This is a genomic window from Vibrio limimangrovi (assembly GCF_054064025.1).
Genome location: NZ_JBSUGF010000016.1, coordinates 1 through 21434 on the forward strand (window position 1 = coordinate 1; position 21434 = coordinate 21434).

Annotated in this window: 19 protein-coding genes and 4 tRNA genes; 21 read left to right on the forward strand and 2 right to left on the reverse strand. The window is 46.1% G+C overall.

What is annotated here, in order from left to right; translation table 11 throughout:
- Nucleotides 1-120: 120 nt before the first annotated feature.
- From ACWYU8_RS19090 to ACWYU8_RS19105, 4 genes are all read left to right on the forward strand, one after another.
- Nucleotides 121-205: transfer RNA gene (locus tag ACWYU8_RS19090), tRNA-Leu, on the forward strand.
- 29 nt (nucleotides 206-234) lie between these two features.
- Nucleotides 235-319: transfer RNA gene (locus ACWYU8_RS19095), tRNA-Leu, on the forward strand.
- A gap of 46 nt (nucleotides 320-365) precedes the next feature.
- Nucleotides 366-440, forward strand: a tRNA-Gln gene (locus ACWYU8_RS19100).
- Nucleotides 441-492: 52 nt separating this feature from the next.
- Nucleotides 493-577: transfer RNA gene (locus ACWYU8_RS19105), tRNA-Leu, on the forward strand.
- A gap of 133 nt (nucleotides 578-710) precedes the next feature.
- Here the strand turns inward: ACWYU8_RS19105 and ACWYU8_RS19110 are convergent.
- Entirely contained in the window at nucleotides 711-1886 is a 1176-nt protein-coding gene (locus ACWYU8_RS19110; RefSeq protein WP_457521351.1) for a 2-octaprenyl-3-methyl-6-methoxy-1,4-benzoquinol hydroxylase, read from the reverse strand.
- Between the two features lie 332 nt (nucleotides 1887-2218).
- Here ACWYU8_RS19110 and miaB point away from each other — a divergent pair, with 332 nt between their 5' ends.
- The 5 genes from miaB (at nucleotide 2219) to lnt (ending at nucleotide 7838) form a co-directional block, all read left to right on the forward strand.
- Nucleotides 2219-3643, forward strand: coding sequence for a tRNA (N6-isopentenyl adenosine(37)-C2)-methylthiotransferase MiaB (gene miaB / locus ACWYU8_RS19115; RefSeq protein ID WP_457521352.1), 1425 nt, complete (start codon nucleotides 2219-2221; stop codon nucleotides 3641-3643).
- A 73-nt stretch (nucleotides 3644-3716) separates the two neighbouring features.
- On the forward strand, nucleotides 3717-4814 hold the full coding sequence (locus tag ACWYU8_RS19120) for a PhoH family protein (RefSeq protein ID WP_457521353.1): 1098 nt from the start codon (nucleotides 3717-3719) through the stop codon (nucleotides 4812-4814).
- A 2-nt stretch (nucleotides 4815-4816) separates the two neighbouring features.
- Nucleotides 4817-5281 carry an rRNA maturation RNase YbeY gene (ybeY, locus tag ACWYU8_RS19125; RefSeq protein ID WP_444494096.1) on the forward strand — a complete coding sequence of 155 codons (465 nt, stop codon included), beginning with the start codon at nucleotides 4817-4819 and terminating at the stop codon, nucleotides 5279-5281.
- Nucleotides 5282-5386: 105 nt separating this feature from the next.
- Entirely contained in the window at nucleotides 5387-6286 is a 900-nt protein-coding gene (gene corC, locus ACWYU8_RS19130; protein WP_457521354.1) for a CNNM family magnesium/cobalt transport protein CorC, read from the forward strand.
- A gap of 34 nt (nucleotides 6287-6320) precedes the next feature.
- Complete coding sequence (gene lnt, locus ACWYU8_RS19135; protein ID WP_457521355.1) at nucleotides 6321-7838, forward strand: apolipoprotein N-acyltransferase; 1518 nt, start codon at nucleotides 6321-6323, stop codon at nucleotides 7836-7838.
- Nucleotides 7839-8063: 225 nt separating this feature from the next.
- On the opposite strand, the gene ACWYU8_RS19140 is transcribed toward lnt, so the two are convergent.
- Nucleotides 8064-8534: a zinc ribbon-containing protein gene (locus tag ACWYU8_RS19140; protein ID WP_444494093.1), complete on the reverse strand. Its 471-nt coding sequence runs from the start codon at nucleotides 8532-8534 to the stop codon at nucleotides 8064-8066.
- A 154-nt stretch (nucleotides 8535-8688) separates the two neighbouring features.
- Here ACWYU8_RS19140 and leuS point away from each other — a divergent pair, with 154 nt between their 5' ends.
- The 12 genes from leuS (at nucleotide 8689) to lipA (ending at nucleotide 21257) form a co-directional block, all read left to right on the forward strand.
- Nucleotides 8689-11280, forward strand: coding sequence for a leucine--tRNA ligase (gene leuS / locus ACWYU8_RS19145; protein WP_457521356.1), 2592 nt, complete (start codon nucleotides 8689-8691; stop codon nucleotides 11278-11280).
- 155 nt (nucleotides 11281-11435) lie between these two features.
- A complete protein-coding gene (locus ACWYU8_RS19150) occupies nucleotides 11436-11978 on the forward strand; it encodes an LPS-assembly lipoprotein LptE (protein WP_457521357.1) in 543 nt (180 codons plus the stop codon).
- A 5-nt stretch (nucleotides 11979-11983) separates the two neighbouring features.
- Nucleotides 11984-13003 carry a DNA polymerase III subunit delta gene (gene holA / locus ACWYU8_RS19155; protein ID WP_457521358.1) on the forward strand — a complete coding sequence of 340 codons (1020 nt, stop codon included), beginning with the start codon at nucleotides 11984-11986 and terminating at the stop codon, nucleotides 13001-13003.
- An 88-nt stretch (nucleotides 13004-13091) separates the two neighbouring features.
- Entirely contained in the window at nucleotides 13092-13409 is a 318-nt protein-coding gene (gene rsfS / locus ACWYU8_RS19160; RefSeq protein ID WP_457521359.1) for a ribosome silencing factor, read from the forward strand.
- Between the two features lie 4 nt (nucleotides 13410-13413).
- Complete coding sequence (rlmH, locus tag ACWYU8_RS19165; protein ID WP_444494088.1) at nucleotides 13414-13884, forward strand: 23S rRNA (pseudouridine(1915)-N(3))-methyltransferase RlmH; 471 nt, start codon at nucleotides 13414-13416, stop codon at nucleotides 13882-13884.
- Between the two features lie 29 nt (nucleotides 13885-13913).
- Complete coding sequence (gene mrdA / locus ACWYU8_RS19170; RefSeq protein ID WP_457521360.1) at nucleotides 13914-15839, forward strand: penicillin-binding protein 2; 1926 nt, start codon at nucleotides 13914-13916, stop codon at nucleotides 15837-15839.
- The gene (gene rodA, locus ACWYU8_RS19175; RefSeq protein WP_457521361.1) at nucleotides 15839-16960 is read left to right on the forward strand and encodes a rod shape-determining protein RodA; all 1122 of its coding nucleotides are present in this window, start codon (nucleotides 15839-15841) and stop codon (nucleotides 16958-16960) included. Before mrdA ends, rodA begins: the two co-directional genes overlap by 1 nt.
- Before the next feature lie 2 nt (nucleotides 16961-16962).
- On the forward strand, nucleotides 16963-17766 hold the full coding sequence (locus tag ACWYU8_RS19180; protein ID WP_457521362.1) for a septal ring lytic transglycosylase RlpA family protein: 804 nt from the start codon (nucleotides 16963-16965) through the stop codon (nucleotides 17764-17766).
- A 93-nt stretch (nucleotides 17767-17859) separates the two neighbouring features.
- On the forward strand, nucleotides 17860-19038 hold the full coding sequence (locus ACWYU8_RS19185; protein ID WP_457521363.1) for a serine hydrolase: 1179 nt from the start codon (nucleotides 17860-17862) through the stop codon (nucleotides 19036-19038).
- 139 nt (nucleotides 19039-19177) lie between these two features.
- Nucleotides 19178-19456 (forward strand): DUF493 family protein YbeD, encoded by a 279-nt coding sequence (ybeD, locus tag ACWYU8_RS19190; protein WP_457521365.1) that lies wholly within the window; start codon nucleotides 19178-19180, stop codon nucleotides 19454-19456.
- 176 nt (nucleotides 19457-19632) lie between these two features.
- The gene (lipB, locus tag ACWYU8_RS19195; protein ID WP_457521366.1) at nucleotides 19633-20295 is read left to right on the forward strand and encodes a lipoyl(octanoyl) transferase LipB; all 663 of its coding nucleotides are present in this window, start codon (nucleotides 19633-19635) and stop codon (nucleotides 20293-20295) included.
- A complete protein-coding gene (gene lipA / locus ACWYU8_RS19200) occupies nucleotides 20292-21257 on the forward strand; it encodes a lipoyl synthase (RefSeq protein WP_457521367.1) in 966 nt (321 codons plus the stop codon). The genes lipB and lipA overlap by 4 nt, the downstream gene beginning before the upstream one ends.
- Nucleotides 21258-21434: the final 177 nt, after the last annotated feature.

Below are 21434 nucleotides of genomic sequence, written 5' to 3' on the forward strand. Positions count from 1 at the left end.
CTACGTAGCTCAGCTGGTTAGAGCACATCACTCATAATGATGGGGTCACAGGTTCGAATCCCGTCGTAGCCACCATTGATTAGATTGCCAGTTCAGGCTGACAGTCAGTAGATTTAAGATGCGGAAGTGGCGAAATTGGTAGACGCACCAGATTTAGGTTCTGGCGCCGCGAGGTGTGAGAGTTCGAGTCTCTCCTTCCGCACCATCTTAAATTAATCTACAATATCAAAACTTGCGGAAATGGCGGAATTGGTAGACGCACCAGATTTAGGTTCTGGCGCCGTAAGGTGTGAGAGTTCAAGTCTCTCTTTCCGCACCATTCTTTCTTGAAAAAGAAAGACATAGTCTCTAATGACTATACCTGTAGGGCTATCGCCAAGCGGTAAGGCAGCGGCTTTTGATGCCGCCATTCCCTGGTTCGAATCCAGGTAGCCCTGCCATATACAATGTTTTCGAGGTTCACCAATAACCTTGATGACTACAAGATAAGTTGCGGAAGTGGCGAAATTGGTAGACGCACCAGATTTAGGTTCTGGCGCCGCAAGGTGTGAGAGTTCGAGTCTCTCCTTCCGCACCATCATTGAAAACCCAGCATTAAGTTCGCTGGGTTTTTTCTTTTTCTGGACCCGGTAGATCGTTAGATTTATCGGATTAAAAAAGCGAGCTTGATGCTCGCTTTTTTTCTATCTATCTGAAAACCTGACGGTTAATTACATACCTAGGGCGTATTTGAGAACTTGAGCTTTAATTGGCCCTGAATGTTCAGCCAGCTTTAACGCGGCATTTCGTGCAAACTTCAATGGGCCAAGATCATTGCTAAAGCCTTTATAGAAGAAGTCCATACCGGTCTGCATTAACAAATTATCCGGGCGGCGAGCACGCTCATATTTAGCCAACAGCGCATCAGTAAGTTCATCTTGCCCCTGCGTTACAGCCAGCAATACATCAACGTCTTTAAAACCTAAGTTCACACCCTGACCAGCTAACGGGTTGATGGTATGAGCCGAATCTCCGACAAGTACACAGCTTTTATTGGAATACGACTGCGCATGACGACGAGTCAAAGGAAAAGATCCAAACTGAAGTACTTCAATATCACCTAACTCATTTGGAAAATGACGCAGTATTTCTTCTCTCAATTGAGGCTTAGTCATTGCACTCAGCTGTTTAATGCGTTTTGGCGAGTCATACCAGACTAAAGAACCTTGCCCGACTTCCTGACCTTCTTCATATAACGAACACAGTGGTAAGAAAGAGCGAGGACCACTTGGGGTAAACTGCTGCCAGGTAATATCTTGTTGCTCTAATTCGGTCTTAACATTGATCAGCATACAATGCTGGCGATAATCCCAGGCCGTGATCCCTATCCCGGCCAGTTCGCGTACTTTTGAATTTGCACCGTCAGCACCGATGACCCATTGCGCTTCAAACTGCTTACCGCTTTCTAACGTCACGCGATTAACATCGCCAAATTCGATGGTTTTCAAACGTGCCGGACATTCAAGAGCGAGGTTGTCATATTCTGCAAAGGCTTGCCATAACCCCAATTGAATTAAACGGTTTTCGACAATATAACCAAGTTGCTCTAAAGACAGTTCATCGGAATGAAATCGAGTGCGGCACTCTGGGTGTTCCCACGTTTCCAAACGACGGTAAGGACAGACACGCATTGCTTGAATCGATGCCCAGGCACCAAGTGACTCAAGTAATTGAACCGATTGATGCGAGATGGCGGATACGCGAATATCCATTGCTTGTGACGGTTCAAACGCCTTTGGCTCTGTGCCTTCGACGACAGCAACACTTCTGCCCTGCTGTGCGAATCCTATCGCGATTGCAGCACCAACCATACCTCCACCAATCACGGCGATGTCATATCTGTTCATTTTTATTCTTCATTACTTCGATTAAATGGCACTTTGAATTGTACGTTCAGCCATTCCATTTACAAAACAGTTTATCCCTTCGCTTCCCAAAGATGCGTAGCCTGCACAATTTACCCCTGCTAAAACTGCGTTTTGTGCCTAGTTATCGAGCATTAAAACCTTGTTCAATATAAGGCAAAAGCCTAGATTTCATCAGGCTTTGCAGAGAATTGGCCAGATCACTAGTCAGGTGCTTTTTAAAGCAGTACAATACGCCGCTTACCGCCGAGATGGCGGCTATAATTTGAGCAATAGCTCTCCGATTTAAGTACAACTGAACGAGCGAAAGTGAGATGAGTAAGAAACTGCTAATTAAAACCTGGGGCTGCCAGATGAACGAATACGATTCATCAAAAATGGCCGACCTGCTTAATGCTGCAAACGGCTATGAGCTGACGGAAGAGCCAGAGGAAGCAGACGTACTTCTACTTAACACCTGTTCGATCCGTGAAAAAGCGCAAGAAAAAGTATTCCACCAGCTTGGCCGTTGGAAAACACTAAAAGATAAAAAACCTGGCGTAGTTATCGGCGTAGGTGGTTGTGTAGCAACGCAAGAAGGCGACCATATTCGTGAGCGTGCACCGTACGTAGACGTAATTTTTGGCCCACAAACTCTGCACCGCCTACCAGAGATGATCAAACAATCTCAATCTGACGATGCACCAGTAATGGATATTTCTTTCCCAGAAATTGAAAAGTTCGACAGCCTGCCAGAGCCACGCGCAGAAGGTGCAACGGCTTTCGTTTCAATTATGGAAGGCTGTTCTAAATACTGTACTTACTGCGTAGTGCCTTACACACGTGGTGAAGAAGTAAGTCGCCCAATGGATGACGTACTGTACGAAATCGCTCAGCTGGCGGAACAAGGCGTACGTGAAGTAAACCTGCTAGGTCAAAACGTAAACGCGTACCGTGGCCCAATGCACGACGGTGAAATCTGCTCATTTGCAAACCTGCTTCGTTTGGTTGCGTCTATCGACGGTATTGATCGTATTCGTTTTACCACTAGCCACCCGCTAGAGTTCACAGACGACATCATTGCCGTTTACGAAGATACTCCTGAGCTAGTAAGCTTCCTGCACTTACCAGTACAAAGTGGTAGTGACCGTATCTTAACGATGATGAAGCGTCCACATACAGGCATAGAGTACAAGTCTATCATCCGTAAACTTCGTAAAGCGCGTCCTGATATTCAGATCAGTTCTGACTTTATTGTTGGTTTCCCAGGTGAAACAGACAAAGACTTCCAAGACACGATGAAGCTGATCAAAGACGTAGACTTTGACATGAGCTTCAGCTTTATCTTCTCTCCACGTCCTGGTACGCCAGCAGCGGATTACCCATGTGATGTGTCTGAACAAGAGAAGAAAGAACGTCTGTACGAACTACAGCAAACCATCAACGCACAAGCTATGCGTTACTCTCGCTTAATGCTTGGCACAGAACAACGTGTACTGGTTGAAGGCCCTTCTAAGAAAAACCTAATGGAACTGCGCGCTCGTACAGAAAACAACCGTGTAGTAAACTTTGAAGGTAGCGCAGACCTAATTGGTCAGTTCGTTGACGTGAAGATCGTAGACGTATTTGCAAACTCATTGCGTGGTGAGCTAGTACGTACTGAAAAAGACATGGACCTTCGTAGTGTGATTTCACCGACGCAAATGATGGCGAAAACACGTCGCGAAGATGAGCTGGGTGTAGCTACTTTTACGCCATAAGCTCGTACAGATAGCCACAGAGAGCCTGGTCGTTATCAGGCTCTCACAAAGTGGCACAAAATGAGAGGCAACATTGAGCAATAAAATCGTAACTCTAGAAATTAACCTAGAACCTTCAGACAACCGCCGACTTGCTAGCCTGTGCGGTCCTTTCGATGACAACATCAAGCATTTAGAACGCCGTTTGGGCGTTGAAATCAACCACCGCAGTGAGCATTTCACCATTGTTGGTCAACCTCACACCTCAGCCGCTGCGCTGGATATCCTGAAAACGCTTTATGTCGATACCGCACCAGTGCGTGGTGAGATCCCAGATATCGAACCGGAACAGATCCATTTAGCGATCAAAGAGTCAGGTGTTCTGGAACAAAACACCGAGTCCAATATTGTGCACGGTAAAGAAGTTTTCGTTAAAACCAAAAAAGGTGTGATTAAGCCACGTACACCAAATCAGGCTCAGTATCTGGTTAACATGGTGACACACGATATCTCATTTGGCGTCGGTCCTGCTGGTACAGGTAAAACCTATCTGGCAGTAGCGGCGGCGGTTGACGCTCTGGAACGTCAGGAAATCCGTCGTATCCTTTTGACGCGTCCTGCGGTTGAAGCCGGTGAAAAACTGGGCTTTCTACCTGGCGACCTGAGCCAAAAGGTAGACCCATACCTTCGTCCACTGTACGACGCTTTATTCGAGATGCTAGGCTTTGAAAGAGTTGAAAAACTTATCGAACGAAACGTGATTGAAGTGGCACCGCTGGCGTACATGCGTGGCCGTACCCTGAACGATGCATTTATCATTCTGGATGAAAGTCAAAACACAACGGTAGAACAAATGAAAATGTTCTTAACACGTATTGGCTTTAACTCGCGTGCGGTTATTACTGGTGACGTGACTCAGATTGACTTGCCGCGTGGTGCGAAATCTGGCCTGCGTCATGCTATCGAAGTACTGAACGAAGTTGATGACATCAGTTTCAACTTCTTCCAGGCAGATGACGTGGTACGCCACCCTGTCGTTGCTCGTATTGTTAACGCTTACGAGAAATGGGAAGCGCAAGACCAGAAAGAGCGTAAAGAGTTTGAAAAGCGTCGTCGGGATGAACGAGATGCCAAACTGCTCGAGGCAGCAAAAGCAGAACTAAGCGCTCAAGTAGCGGCGGCTAAGGAATAATCATGGCGATTGAACTTGACCTTCAACTGGCAGTCGAAAGTGAAGAAGGCTTACCTTCAAGAGAAGACTTTCAATTGTGGCTGGATAAGACCATCCCTCTGTTCCAGCCGCAGGCAGAACTGACCATTCGCATAGTCGATGAGCAAGAAAGCCATACGCTCAACCATGAGTATCGTGGTAAAGACAAGCCAACGAATGTGCTCTCTTTTCCATTTGAAGTGCCTCCGGGTATGGAAATGGATCTGCTTGGTGATTTAGTTATCTGTCGCCAAGTAGTTGAAAAAGAAGCCATAGAGCAGAACAAACCGCTGCTAGCACATTGGGCTCATATGGTTGTACATGGCAGCTTGCATCTGTTAGGTTATGATCATATCGAGGATGACGAAGCCGAAGAGATGGAGTCCCTCGAAACAGAAATCATGCAAGGTATGGGTTACGAAGACCCATATATTGCTGAAAAGGAGTAACCGCTGGTTGCTCAATTGGGAAAGGCGAATTACTTAAAATACCCTCATGGTCGCCTTTCTATGTGAGCTATCACACATCTGATAGCGTTACTTATTTGAGAAACAATGAACGAAGATAATTCTCCCTCTTCTAGCGAAGGTAAAAAAGAAAAGGCAGAAGGTCCGAGTAGAAAGTCCTTCTTTGAACGTCTAGGTCAACTATTTCAAGGCGATCCTAAAGACCGCCAAGAGCTTGTGGATGTGATCCGCGACTCTGAGGAAAATGACCTGATTGACCATGACACCCGCGATATGCTCGAAGGTGTGATGGAAATCTCCGAAATGCGTGTACGAGACATCATGATCCCGCGCTCGCAAATGGTTACTGTTGAACGCACTTTCGATTTAGATACGTTAATCGCACTAATTACGGATGCTCAACACTCTCGCTACCCAGTGATCAGCGAAGACAAAGACCATGTGGAAGGCATTCTATTAGCGAAGGACTTACTTAAATACTTAGGCTCAGGCAGCAACCCATTTGATATTGAAGAAGTAATTCGACCTGCAGTTGTGGTTCCGGAAAGCAAACGAGTTGACCGCCTGCTAAAAGAGTTCCGTGAAGAACGCTATCATATGGCGATTGTTGTTGATGAATTCGGCGGTGTTTCTGGTCTGGTAACCATTGAAGATATCCTCGAAGAGATCGTCGGCGATATCGAAGATGAGTTCGACGAATCTGAAGAGACCGACATTCGTAAACTAAGCAAACACACGTTTGCTGTCAGAGCTCTGACAACGATTGAAGAGTTTAATGAGACATTCGGCACCAACTTCAGCGATGAAGAAGTGGATACGGTCGGCGGTATGGTAATGACTGCCTTTGGCCACTTACCTTCTCGCGGTGAACTGGTTGAAATTGAAAGTTATAACTTCAAAGTCACCGCTGCCGATAACCGTCGTGTCATTCAACTCCAAGTGACCATTCCAGACGAAGAGACACTGGTTGAAGCCACTCAAGAGTAACGCGATACCCTACCGGGAATATCAGAAAAATATAATGATGAATGTACTCTTTCATCGCCTCAAGCGGCCTCTAATGGCCGCTTTTGTTGGCGCTTCCACTACCCTGGCTTTTGCTCCTTATCAACTATGGCCTATCGCTATTCTTAGCCCTGCGATACTGCTCATCCTTCTTGCCAATCAAACACCTAAACGCGCGCTTTGGATTGGTTACTCATGGGGTATTGGCCAATTTTCTACCGGCGTCAGCTGGGTTTACGTCAGTATTTCTGGTTTTGGCGGCATGCCGCTGATTGCCAATCTATTTTTGATGGGATTACTGGTCGCCTATTTGGCGGTCTATTCTGGTCTGTTTGCCTGGCTAAATAATAAATTCTTCCCTCAATTTACTTTAAGCAAAGTACTCCTTGCAGCACCTGCGCTCTGGCTGATTACCGATTGGCTGCGTGGCTGGGTCATGACGGGTTTCCCTTGGTTATGGCTTGGATACAGTCAGATCGATACACCATTTGCAAGTTTTGCCCCTATCGGTGGCGTAGAACTTCTTACATTGTTCATTCTGATTTCCGCAGGGGCTCTCACTTACGCCTGGGTTCATAAGCAATGGTTAATGCTGGTGATTCCTGCAGTATTGCTGAGTACAGGCTATGGTATTCGTCAATACGACTGGGTCACTCCTCGCCCGCAAGACACGGCCAAAGTGGCACTTATTCAGGGTAACGTAGACCAGAAACTGAAATGGTTACCAAGTCAGCGCTGGCCGACCATTATGAAGTACACCGATTCAACTCGTGAAAACTGGGATGCTGACATTATTGTATGGCCTGAAGCTGCTATACCTGCTTTTGAAGTTGAAGTGCCTTCATTCCTGCAAAATTTAGACAGTGCAGCAAAAATGAACCACAGCGCCGTCATTACAGGCGTTGTGAATCAAGGAGAAGATCGCCAGTTCTACAACAGCATTCTTTCGCTGGGCGTCACACCATACGGTGATTACAGTTTTGATTTGAATGAGCGCTACCACAAACATCATTTGCTGCCATTTGGTGAATTTGTACCGTTTGAGAACATCTTGCGTCCACTTGCGCCCTTCTTTAACTTGCCGATGTCCTCATTCAGCCGTGGTGCATTCATCCAGCCAAATATTGTTGCTAATGGTATGCATATGGCACCAGCACTGTGCTATGAAATCATCTTTAACGAGCAAGTGCGCCAAAACGTGAATGACGAAACTGACTTCATTCTGACACTTTCTAACGATGCGTGGTTTGGTCACTCAATCGGTCCGCTTCAGCATATGGAAATTGCCCGTATGCGTGCTCTGGAACTGGGCAAGCCTCTGATTCGTTCTACGAATAACGGCTTAACGGCAGTAACTGACCACAAAGGAAAGATAGTTGAACAAGTGCCTCAATTTGAAACGGCGGTGCTGCGAGCTGAGCTGACGCCTACCGATGGGCAAACGCCTTACCGCATCCTTGGAACTTGGCCATTGTATATCTGGGTTGCGTTGAGCTTGATGCTTGGATGGTGGCGAAAATCCCGTTTAATTTAATCAGTCATCCTGAACAGCGACGAAGGAGCGTGATTCAGGATCTACTATCCGAGTTTGTCGTATTTAAAGGAGTTCGCTTCAATTTACGCACATGCTTTGAATAGATTCCTGATGTCGCTAATGCTCCTCGGAATGACACGAGTGAGTGAGAGTTATTTTAAAAATTGTCAGGCGATCGTCACTACCAACTAAAAAGAGGCGTTTTAGCCTCTTTTTCCTTTCTTGCTAAGGCTTTAAAGAGTGTCGACTAAAGCCGGTATGACCGCACTTGATACAAGGAATGATAATGGTTGGGTGATTGTACGTCGTTTTATGGCCACATTCATCGCAAACCAAAGTGCCTAAACCTATCACCTCGCCAGCCTCATACAGGCCTTGATGTTCAAGATCATCAAACAACTCAACCCACTCTACTTTGGTTCTGTCGGTGATCTCTAACAATCCTTGCCAAATAGTATCTGCGACAGTTAAGTAGAAAGGTCCACTTTTGCTCTCTTCGTAACTTTCTGAAAACTCTTTTAAATCAGATTTAACGTACGCTTTAATCAAAGCTAACTCATCTTTGGTCAGGTCATTAGCGGCCTCCACCACTTTGCCTGACGTCTCTATCGCTTTGTTAACTTCTTCGGGACTGTGCTTCAAGGTTTCGATCACATCCTCGAGCATTTCCTCATAACCTGTTTTACGTTTAGGCATAACTGACCTCCATCTTTCTCCTGCCTGCGTGACTTGAGTACGCAAGGGTACAGATTGGCTATTGTTGTGATCCCTAGCTTTAGGTATTCTATGACGATCTATTTAAGTCTGTTCTAACCGAACTCACAAATTCCAAGATAACCGGATATCATCGATGCAAGAGCAATACAACCCACAAGACATTGAACAGAAAGTTCAAAAGCACTGGGATGACAACAAGACCTTTGTTGTAAGTGAAGACCCAAATAAAGAAAAATTCTACTGTCTATCTATGTTCCCATACCCAAGCGGTCGACTGCACATGGGTCACGTGCGTAACTACACCATCGGTGACGTAGTATCTCGTTTCCAACGCCTACAAGGCAAAAACGTAATGCAACCGATTGGTTGGGATGCGTTCGGTCTGCCTGCAGAAAACGCAGCGGTAAAAAACAAGACAGCGCCAGCACCATGGACTTACGAAAACATTGAGTACATGAAAAACCAGCTTAAATTGCTAGGTTTTGGCTACGACTGGAATCGCGAATTCGCAACTTGTACACCTGAATACTACCGTTGGGAACAAGGGTTCTTCACTAAGCTTTACGAAAAAGGCTTGGTTTACAAGAAGACTTCATCTGTTAACTGGTGTCCAAACGACCAAACTGTACTGGCTAACGAGCAGGTTGAAGATGGCTGCTGCTGGCGTTGTGACACACCGGTAGAGCAAAAAGAGATCCCTCAGTGGTTCATCAAGATCACTGAGTACGCCCAAGAGCTACTAGACGATCTAGACAATCTTGAAGGTTGGCCTGAAATGGTGAAAACCATGCAGCGTAACTGGATTGGTCGCTCTGAAGGTGTTGAACTGCGATTTGCCTTGAAAGAAGGCCAAGTGAAAGACCAAGCTCAAGACCTGGAAGTTTACACGACTCGCCCTGACACGCTAATGGGTGTGACTTACGTGGGTATCGCAGCAGGTCACCCTCTCGCTACAATGGCAGCGCAAAATAACCCTGAGCTTGCTGCATTCATCGAAGAATGTAAGAACACGAAAGTGGCAGAAGCTGAGCTTGCGACAATGGAGAAAAAAGGTATGGCAACAGGCCTTACTGCAATTCATCCATTGAATGGCCGTGAAGTACCAGTATACGTCGCTAACTTCGTATTGATGGATTACGGTACTGGCGCAGTTATGGCAGTACCAGCTCACGACCAACGTGACTTTGAATTCGCAACCAAATACGGCCTGGACATCGTTCCTGTCATCAAGCCAGTTGACGGCAGCGAACTGGACATCTCTGAAGCAGCATACACCGAGAAAGGCGTTCTATTTGATTCAGGCGAGTTCGACGGTCTGGAATTCCAGGCTGCATTCGATGCAATCGCAGCCAAACTAGAAGCTGAAGGTAAAGGCACTAAAACGGTTAACTTCCGTCTACGTGACTGGGGCGTATCGCGTCAGCGTTACTGGGGTGCACCAATCCCAATGGTAACCACTGAAGATGGCGTAGTTCACCCGGTACCAGCAGACCAGCTACCAGTGATTCTTCCAGAAGACGTGGTTATGGATGGCGTAACAAGCCCAATCAAAGCCGATCCAGAGTGGGCGAAGACAACGTTCAACGGCGAACCAGCTCTACGTGAGACTGACACGTTCGATACGTTCATGGAATCTTCTTGGTACTACGCACGCTACTGTTCACCACAAGCGGACGACATCCTGGATCCTGAAAAAGCAAACTACTGGCTACCAGTAGACCAGTACATCGGTGGTATCGAGCACGCTTGTATGCACCTACTGTACTCACGTTTCTTCCACAAACTTCTCCGTGATGCTGGCTACGTAACGTCTGATGAACCGTTCAAGCAACTACTATGTCAAGGCATGGTACTGGCTGATGCGTTCTACTTCGAGAACGAAAAAGGCGGTAAAGAGTGGGTTGCTCCTACTGACGTGAAAGTTGAGCGTGACGGTAAAGGTCGCATCACTTCAGCTATCGATAGCGAAGGTCGCAACGTTGAGCACTCAGGCATGATCAAAATGTCTAAGTCGAAAAACAACGGTATCGACCCTCAAGAAATGGTAGACAAATACGGTGCAGATACCGTTCGTCTGTTCATGATGTTTGCATCTCCAGCAGACATGACACTTGAATGGCAAGAGTCTGGCGTAGAAGGTGCGAACCGCTTCCTGAAACGTGTTTGGAAACTAGTGAATGAGCACACATCAAAAGGAGTTGCAGAAGCGGTTGATGCTGCTGCACTTTCTGCTGATCAAAAAGCGCTTCGTCGCGACGTTCACAAGACCATCGCTAAAGTAACCGATGATGTGGCTCGTCGTCAGACGTTCAACACGGCTATCGCAGCAATCATGGAAGTGATGAACAAGTTAGGTAAAGCACCACAAGAATCAGCACAAGATCGTGCCATTCTTGATGAAGCTCTGAAAGCGGTGATTGTAATGCTTTACCCGATCACTCCGCACATTTCATACGAACTATGGGCGGCGCTTGGTCAATCAGACATCGACAACGCAACGTGGCCTACTTACGATGAGAAAGCACTGGTTGAAGACGAGAAAACTGTCGTTGTTCAGGTAAACGGTAAACTACGTGCAAAACTGACCGTAGCGGCAGACGCGACCAAAGAGCAAGTTGAAGAGCTTGGCCTGAGCGATGAGAACGTGACTAAGTTCACCGATGGTCTGACCATCCGTAAAGTTATTTACGTTCCAGGTAAGCTTCTAAACATCGTTGCAAACTAATCACAGCTTGCAATTTTTCTCAGCTTAGCGAACTTATTTGCTAATCAAGAGTCATTAAACAGGGTAGTTCTCTACCCTGTTTATTTACCTCAACCCATTTGATCTAAAGTGGTTTGAGGTAAATAACCTTCTTCAATTTAGGATGAATACAATCAATGCGCTTTTTCTCTTTGATTAAACTACCTGTGGTATTGGTATTAGCTGGCTTTCTTTCTGCCTGTGGTTTTCACCTTCGTGGCGAGTATTCAGTACCGGAAGAGCTGCATACCATGTCATTCACCAGCTACGATGAGTATAACCAACTAACGCGTTATGTACGTTCTCAGCTAAAACTGAATAAAGTTGACTTGGTTGAGCCATCATCAGCGATACCAAACCTGGATTTAATTGAAGCAACTCTCGACGAGCGTACACTGTCGCTTTATCAAAATAGCCGAGCGGCAGAGAAAGAGCTGACTTATATCGTCCAGTATCGCGTCACTATTCCGGGACATGGTTCAAAAAATTACACAACAACGGTAAACCGTAACTATCTGGATAACCCATTAACAGCTCTGGCAAAATCCGTTGAGCGTGACGTTATCGAGGATGAAATGTACTTACAAGCAGCCAAGCAGATGATGCGTCAGTTAGGCCGCGTCCGTGCAGAGTACGAATCAGGTGAAATTAACGAGCCAATCACGAACACGAATTCTTAATTAACATGCGAGTTTATGCTGACAAGCTGGCGGAACATTTAGCCAAACACATTAAGCCGATTTATCTGATCTTTGGTAATGAGCCGCTGTTGATTCAAGAGAGCCGTCAGGCCATCCAAAAAACTGCACAGCAACACGGTTTTGAAGAAAAACACCGTTTTTCCGTGGATTCAAGTATCGACTGGAACCAGGTTTATGATTGCTTTCAGGCACTCAGCCTCTTCTCCAGTCGTCAGTTGATTGAGCTAGAAATACCGGAAAGCGGCATCACTACTGCCGTAAGCAAAGAGCTACAAACGCTGTCAGATATGATGCATGACGACATCATGCTGGTCATAGTTGGCAGCAAACTGACCAAAGCTCAGGAAAACAGTAAATGGTTTAAAGCACTGAGCACAAAAGGCGACTGGGTAAGTTGCCTGACTCCAGATCTTCAACGCCTGCCAATGTTCATTCAGGCTCGCTGCCGAATTTTGGGGTTAAAGCCTGATCAGCAGTCGTTGCAGATGTTAGCGCAGTGGCATGAGGGGAACCTTTTCGCACTATCGCAAAGCTTAGAGAAACTAGCCCTGATCTATCCTGATGGTGAGCTTACCATCGTTCGCTTAGAAGAAGCCTTAAGCCGTCACAACCATTTTACGGCCTTCAACTGGATTGATGCTCTACTGGCAGGAAAAGCAAATCGTGCGCAACGAATCCTGCGTCAGCTCGAAGCTGAAGGTGTCGAGGCAGTGATTCTCATCCGCAGCGTGCAGAAAGAGTTCAGCCAACTCCTGAGCATGCATCAGGATATGACTCAAATGAGCATCAGCCAAGTGTTTGAAAAGCATCGGGTGTGGCAGAATAAGCGTCCGCTGTATAACTCTGCATTAATTCGACTGTCAGCAAGCCGGATATATAAGCTTCTCTCACTCTTGACACAGGCCGAGATAAAAGCCAAAACCCAATATGAAGAATCTGTATGGCCAACTATTCATCAATTGAGCCTGGAAACCTGCTCTCCTGATATTAAGCTGGCAATTTAAAAATCAAAGCGTGTTATAGTGCGCAACCTATTTTGCCGACGACCGAGCAAAATAAGTCAGATACAAGATACAAACCGAGGAAAACCGAGTGCTTCGCGAAGAACTGAAAGACTTTTTAGCTGATAAAGCCGACGATATGAAAGCGGAAGATATTATTATCCTGAATGTGGAAGACAAGTCGAGCGTCACAGATTACATGATCATCTGTACTGGCACGTCTAAACGCCACGTTTCATCCATCGCTGATCACGTTGCGTCTGAAGTGAAAAAGGCAGGACTTGTACCTCTTGGCATGGAAGGTGAGAACGAAGGTGAATGGGTTGTTCTGGATATGGGCGATGCGATGCTGCATGTAATGCAAGAAGAACATCGCGAACTGTACCAGCTAGAAAAACTCTGGGGCTGATCTTTTGAAAATTCAATTAATTGCCGTTGGGACAAAAATGCCGAAATGGGTCGAGGAAGGATTCCAGGAATACCGCCGTCGTTTCCCACATGACATGCCACTTGAGTTGGTAGAGATCTCAGCAGGCAAACGCGGTAAAAATGCCGATATCGCCCGAATTCTGCAAAAAGAAGGCGAAGCGATGTTGGCAGCAGTACCAAAAGGAAACCGCATAGTCACGTTAGATATCCCGGGCAAAAAGTGGGACACCCCACAATTAGCCGAGCAATTGGAAGCCTGGAAACTGGATGCTCGTGACGTGTCGATCTTAATCGGCGGTCCTGAGGGTCTGGCACCTGCGTGTAAAGCAGCGGCAGACCAAAGCTGGTCTTTGTCAGCATTAACGTTACCACATCCTTTGGTACGTATTGTGATGGCTGAAAGCTTATACCGAGCGTGGAGCATTACTGCGAACCACCCTTATCACCGCGAATAATCGCCATTTAAACTCAGAGACAAGCGTTAATGATTCGTAAACGCCGCACTCAAATTCGAGATTATCAAGCCGAAGCACGCCTGTTTGCCAGTCGTGCTGTCGTGTCATTTGTCGGTATCGTCGTTTTAATGGGATTGCTGGTCGCCAACATGTACAACATTCAGGTTAACCAGTTCCAGGATTATCAAACTCGTTCAAATGACAACCGTATTAAAGTCGTTCCGATCGCGCCTAACCGAGGGCTCATTTATGATCGTAACGGCGTCTTACTGGCTGAAAACCGCCCTGTCTTTAATCTGGAGTTAACTCCAGAGAAAGTAAAAGACATCGACGAGACCATCAAAGAACTACAAACCATTCTGGAAATCACGCCAGAACAAATTGAACGCTTTCATCGTGAGCGAATCCGCACACGTCGCTTTAAATCGGTTCCTCTCCTTACCCAACTCGATGAAAAGCAAGTAGCGGTATTCTCGGTTAACCAATACCGCTTTCCGGGCGTAGAAATCAGCGCAACACTCAAACGCTACTACCCATTCAGCGAAGTGCTTACTCATGTGATTGGCTACGTTTCTCGTATTAACGATCGCGATATACAGCGACTGGTCCGTGAAGAAAAAGATTCAAACTATCAAGCCACTCGTGACATTGGTAAGTTGGGTATCGAAAAATACTACGAGGATCTGTTACACGGGACGGCAGGTTACCAAGAGGTGGAAGTCAACAGCCGTGGACGCGTGATCCGTACTTTGAAATACGTGCCACCTATCCCGGGTAAAGACATTGTCTTAAATCTAGACATTAATTTGCAGTTGTATGTTCATCAATTACTCGATGGCAGACGCGGAAGTGCGGTGGTGATAGACCCAAGAGACAGCGGCATATTAGCCATGGTCTCAAGCCCGAGCTACGACCCGAATGCTTTCGTGCATGGCATCTCAGGGAAAGCGTACCGAGACTTACTCAACGATAACAACCGCCCGCTGGTTAACCGAGCTACATTAGGTATTTATCCGCCCGCCTCTACCATCAAGCCATTTATGGCGGTAGCAGCATTACAAGAAGGGGTTATCACGCCGAAAACAACACGTAGTGATCCTGGATACTGGCGCATTCCTAACTCAGATACGCGCCCTTTCCGCGACTGGTTACGTTGGGGTCATGGCCGAGTTGATGTCATCAAATCTATTGAAGAATCGGTGGATACCTTCTTCTACCAAGTCGCTTATGACATGGGTATTGACCGTATTTCAAACTGGATGATGATGTTCGGCTTTGGTGATTACACAGGTATTGATATCTACGAAGAAAGTAAAGCCAATATGCCGACGCGTGAGTGGAAATACTCTCGCCATAAAACTCCCTGGTATAAAGGCGATACCATTCCTGTCGGTATCGGTCAAGGGTACTGGACGGCCACTCCGATGCAAATCGCTAAAGCGACCACGGTGCTAGTGAACGACGGAGCAGTTACCGCCCCTCACTTACTTAAAGCCTCAATCAACAATGGCGGCGAATTTGACGAGCAACACACAGAAGACTACTTGACCTATCCACCCATTAAGGATGTGCCGAAAAAATACTGGGATATGGCAAAAGAAGGGATGCATAGAGTCAACCATGGCGTACGAGGCACAGCCCGTCGTTCATTTACCGATATGAGCTATGAAACCGCAGGTAAGTCCGGTACTGCGCAGGTATTCGGCTTGGCTGAAAACGAAGTGTACAAAGCTAACGAAGTTGCCGAGCATTTGCGTGACCATGCCTTGTTCACGGGATTTGCTCCGTTTGATGATCCAAAAGTTGTCGTGACTGTGGTACTGGAAAACGCGGGTGGTGGCTCAAGTAATGGTGCGCCAGTAGCAAGAAAAATCTTTGACCGTGTCGTGCTTGGCCCGGAAGAAATTAAACCAGAAGACGATATTGCCAACGAGAAGAAAGAGGCAACACAATAATGAAAATGGATCCCTCTACAGGAAAAAACCGCGCCCTGTTTGAACGCTTCCATATCGACTTGCCACTGCTATTAGGCATATTGGCACTGATGGGATGTGGCTTGGTGATCATGTACAGCGCCAGCGGTCAAAGCTTGACGATGATGGATCGCCAGGCGATGCGTATGGTGCTCTCTCTGGTCGTAATGATAGTACTTGCTCAGCTTTCACCACGTACCTACGAAAGCTTAGCGCCTTTGATGTTTAGCGCCGGTGTTATCTTATTGTTTGGGGTGCTATTTTTTGGTGAAGCATCTAAAGGTGCACAGCGATGGCTCAACCTCGGATTCGTTCGATTCCAACCATCTGAGCTGCTCAAACTTGCAGTTCCGTTGATGGTTGCACGCTACATTGGTCGTCAGCCACTTCCGCCAACCTTTAAGACGCTGACCATCGCATTGGTGATGGTGTGTGTACCAACAATATTAATTGCCAAACAACCTGATTTGGGAACATCCATCCTGATCGCGGCTTCGGGCATCTTTGTTATCTTCCTTGCCGGTATCAGCTGGAAAATCATTGCTGCAGCAGCTGTTGCTCTGGGTGGATTTCTTCCAATATTATGGTTTTTTCTGATGCGAGAGTATCAGAAAACCCGTGTACGGACGTTATTTAACCCCGAGTCCGATCCTTTGGGTGCTGGCTACCATATTATTCAGAGTAAAATTGCCATTGGCTCTGGTGGTATATCAGGTAAAGGTTGGCTACATGGTACACAGTCGCAGCTGGAATTTCTTCCTGAGCGACACACTGACTTTATCTTTGCAGTAATTGCTGAAGAATGGGGTATGATTGGCTTTCTGTGTTTATTATCCATCTATCTGTTTATTATTGGTCGAGGCCTCTACCTTGCGAGTCAGGCACAGACTGCTTTTGGACGAATGATGGCGGGAAGTATTGTACTTAGTTTCTTCGTGTACATTTTTGTTAATATCGGCATGGTAAGTGGCATTCTACCTGTTGTAGGTGTACCACTACCTTTAATTAGTTACGGCGGCACCTCGATGGTGACACTGATGGCAGGGTTTGGCATATTAATGTCGATTCACACGCACCGGAAAGCATTCTCTAAGGCGACCTAGACATGCAAAAACGCGCTTTATATTCCTTAGTTTTCTCTGCGATCATTTTGGCTGGCTGTTCATCAACCAGTGAGAAAAAGCAGGATGGTCGTTACGAACTCGAATCCGATGTTGCTCCAGATACACCGCTTTCGCTCGATCATATCGAAGACGCCTACCCAAAATATGAGCCTTATAGCTTAGGGGGGAATAGAGATTACTACCTGCGTGGTAAGAATTATCAAATCATCCGAGACGCTAAAGGCTTCTCACAAAAAGGTCGCGCTTCCTGGTATGGCAAAAAATTTCAGGGGCATTTAACCTCAAACGGTGAAATTTACGACATGTACTCAATGACAGCGGCACACAAAACGCTTCCGTTGCCGAGCTATGTGAGAGTAACTAATACCGATAATGGCAAAACAACGGTAGTACGTGTGAATGACCGAGGTCCATTCCACGATGGCCGAATTATTGATTTGAGCTACGTCGCCGCTCATAAGCTGGGCGTCATTAAAACAGGTACAGCGAATGTCAAAATAGAAGTCATTAGTGTAGACAAACCAACTGATAAAAAGTCATTAGGCAATCACCCTAAATACGTTATTCAGGTCGCATCTTCAAAAAATGAAAGCAGCGCCCGAACTTTAGGGTCAGAACTTGGTCAAAAGCTGGATACGGAAACTTTCCTTGAAAATGCGAAAGAATCGTATCGCTTGTTATTAGGCCCGTTTAGTGATTATTCTCTGACGCAAGCCACACTGGATAAAGTAAAGTTGCTCGGCTATCCGTCTGCCTTTATTAAAAAACACAACACTGCCAAATGACGTAGGTTCATCGATTTCTCATTGAATCCCCTCTGAATATCATCGGGGATTCTGATAAGATATCCGCAGTTAAACCCAAAAATTTGAATTACCATGAATAAAAATAAGTTTGTGAAATCTATTTTCGTCTCATCCGTTGTTCTTTCAGCAACCTTTGCTCAATCAGCTCTTGCCGCACCGATAGTGGTACCAGATTCTCCTCAAATCGCAGCCAAAGGCTACGTGTTGATGGATTACCATTCAGGTAAAGTTCTGGCAGAAAAAGAGATGAACACAAAATTGTCTCCTGCGAGTCTAACGAAAATGATGACTAGCTACGTCATTGGCCAAGAGCTAGCACGTGGTAATATTTCAGAAGATGATGACGTCACCATCAGCAAGAATGCATGGGCGAAAAACTTCCCGGACTCTTCAAAAATGTTCGTCGAAGTGGGAACTACCGTAAAAGTAAAAGAACTGAACCGCGGCATTATTATCCAGTCTGGTAATGATGCTTGTGTAGCAATGGCAGAACACATTGCGGGCTCTGAGGATGCATTTGTCGACCTGATGAACGCGTGGGCAAATACACTGGGCATGACTAACTCACACTTTGCCAACGTTCATGGCTTAGATAGCCCGGAGTTGTACTCCACGCCATACGACATGGCTTTGCTAGGTAAAGCGCTTATCCGCGATGTACCAAGTGAGTACCGTGTTTACTCAGAGAAGAAATTCACCTACAACGGCATCACTCAATACAACCGTAACGGCTTGCTTTGGGATAAGAGTATGAACGTTGACGGTATCAAAACTGGTCACACAAGCAATGCTGGTTACAGCCTGGTAAGCTCAGCAACCGAAGGCCAAATGCGTCTGGTTGCAGTAGTGATGGGCACTAAAGATGCAAACGCACGTAAATCAGAAAGTAAAAAGCTGCTGAGCTACGGCTTCCGCTTCTTCGAAACCGTTGCTCCGCACAAAGCGGGTGAAACATTCGTAGAAGAAAAAGTATGGATGGGTAACAAAGACACGGTTGCACTGGGTCTGGATAAAGATACGTACGTCACTCTTCCTCGTGGTGAAGCGAAGAACCTAAAAGCAAGCTTCGTACTTGAAAAAGAGCTAGAAGCCCCAATTAATAAAGGTGATGTAGTTGGTAAGCTATACTATCAGATCGATGGTGAAGACATTGCCGAGTACCCATTAATGGCGCTTGAAACTGTCGAACAAGGCAGCCTGTTTAGCCGCATGTGGGATTACATCGTATTGTTAGTTAAGAGTTTCCTCTAAAACTAGCTATAGATTAGCAAACTGATTTGCAAAGCCGCCAACCATGGCGGCTTTTTAAGTTTGCGGGTCTAACCTTGAGTTCACCTCAAATTGACTGTACTATTTCGCACCGCAACGAATACCAACTGGAGTTACCGATATGCTAACCATCAACTCAGATGCTAAATTAAAAGACCTGCTTGAGTTCCCTTGTTCTTTTACTTACAAGGTAATGGGTCATGCAAAGCCTGAGCTACCAGAACTTGTTCTTGAAGTAATCCAGCGCCATGCTCCAGGTGACTACAGCCCAACAGTCAAACCAAGTGCGAAAGGAAACTACCACTCGGTGTCTATCAATATCACTGCGACTTCAATCGAACAGGTTGAGATTCTTTACAAAGAGCTGGGCGAAATCGAGATTGTTCGCATGGTTCTGTAATTATTTGATATTTTAAATTTTTTTTGAAAGCAGCTACGGCTGCTTTCTTTTTACATATCAACAAGATAGTAAAAAACCTTTCACCTTTGAGTTAAAAATCTGTTACTCAACGGTAGAGTAGATGGATTATCCAGTTTATAATCCGAACACTTTATAAAATAGCGACAGGAAATGCCATGCAACACCAACTTGTTGTGAAACGACTTGGCCGCCAGGACTATGAGCCGGTATGGAAGGCAATGCATGAGTTCACAGACCAACGCACCGAAGAAACATGTGATGAAGTTTGGCTGGTAGAGCATAACCCAGTATTTACCCAAGGTCAGGCCGGCAAAGCCGAGCATCTTATTAACACTGGAGATATTCCTGTCGTACAAAGCGACCGCGGAGGTCAGGTGACCTATCATGGTCCAGGTCAGCTAGTGGCTTACTTCCTGATTAACCTGCGTCGCAAAAAATTAGGAGTACGAGATCTCGTTACCAACATCGAGAATCTCGTGATCAACACGCTAAAAGCATACAATATCGATTCTGCTGCACGACCAGACGCTCCGGGCGTGTATGTCGATGGCAAGAAAATATGTTCTCTCGGTCTGCGCATTCGTAAAGGATGCTCCTTTCATGGTCTCGCCCTGAACGTAAATATGGATTTGACACCATTCCTACGTATCAACCCTTGCGGCTATGAAGGCATGGAAATGGTTCAGGTTAGCCAATTGGGCGGACCAGACAATGTAGAATCCGTAGAAAAACAACTCGTACAAGAACTTGTTACTTTGCTCAATTACGAGCAAGTAGAGTTCAGCACAGAAGCACCTTCTCAAGGTAATAAAGCATGAGCAAACCAATCCAGATGGAAAAAGGCGTTAAATATCGTGACGCCGACAAAATGGCATTGATTCCAGTAAAGAACATGCCTTCAGAGCAGAAACAAGTGCTGCGTAAGCCTGATTGGATGAAGATCAAGCTACCAGCCGATAGCAAACGAATTCAAGACATCAAAGCCGCGATGCGTAAGAACAAGCTTCACTCAGTTTGTGAAGAAGCTTCTTGCCCTAACCTGGCTGAGTGTTTTAACCACGGTACTGCGACCTTTATGATCCTGGGCGCAATTTGTACTCGTCGTTGCCCTTTCTGTGACGTTGCTCATGGCCGTCCTCTGCCTCCAGAAGCAGAAGAGCCACAAAAACTGGCGAAAACCATCGCTGATATGAAGTTGAAGTATGTGGTAATCACCTCAGTAGACCGTGACGATCTACGTGATGGTGGTGCTCAGCACTTTGCTGACTGTAACCGCGAGATCCGTGCGCTGAACCCTGAGATTAAGATTGAAACTCTGGTTCCTGATTTCCGTGGTCGTATGGACGTCGCACTGGATCTGATGAAAGATAACCCGCCAGATGTGTTCAACCACAACCTGGAAACTGCACCGCGTCTTTACCGTAAAGCTCGTCCTGGTGCGAACTACAAGTGGTCTCTGCAACTACTGCAGAAATTCAAAGAGCAGCATCCAGACGTACCGACTAAGTCAGGTCTGATGATGGGGCTTGGCGAGACAAAAGAAGAGATCATCGAAGTACTGAAAGATCTGCGTGAACATGGCGTAACTATGCTAACACTTGGTCAGTACCTGGCACCAAGTCGTCACCACTTGCCAGTAGAACGTTACGTTCCACCAGCAGAGTTTGACGAGCTAAAAGAAATCGCACTAGAACTAGGCTTCACACACGCCGCGTGTGGTCCATTTGTTCGCTCTTCATACCATGCCGACATGCAAGCACAAGGTCTTGAGATCAAGTAAGTAACTCGAGATAACTCACTGAAAAGGTTGGCACTACGCCAACCTTTTTTGTATCTATCGTTCAGAAAAAGAGATTCCCTATCCCACTCGTTCCTAGATTGTAGGGAATACCGAACCCATTCCAAACGCCAGACAAACAAAAAGGCCCTCAATTGAGGACCTTTAATATATCAATGT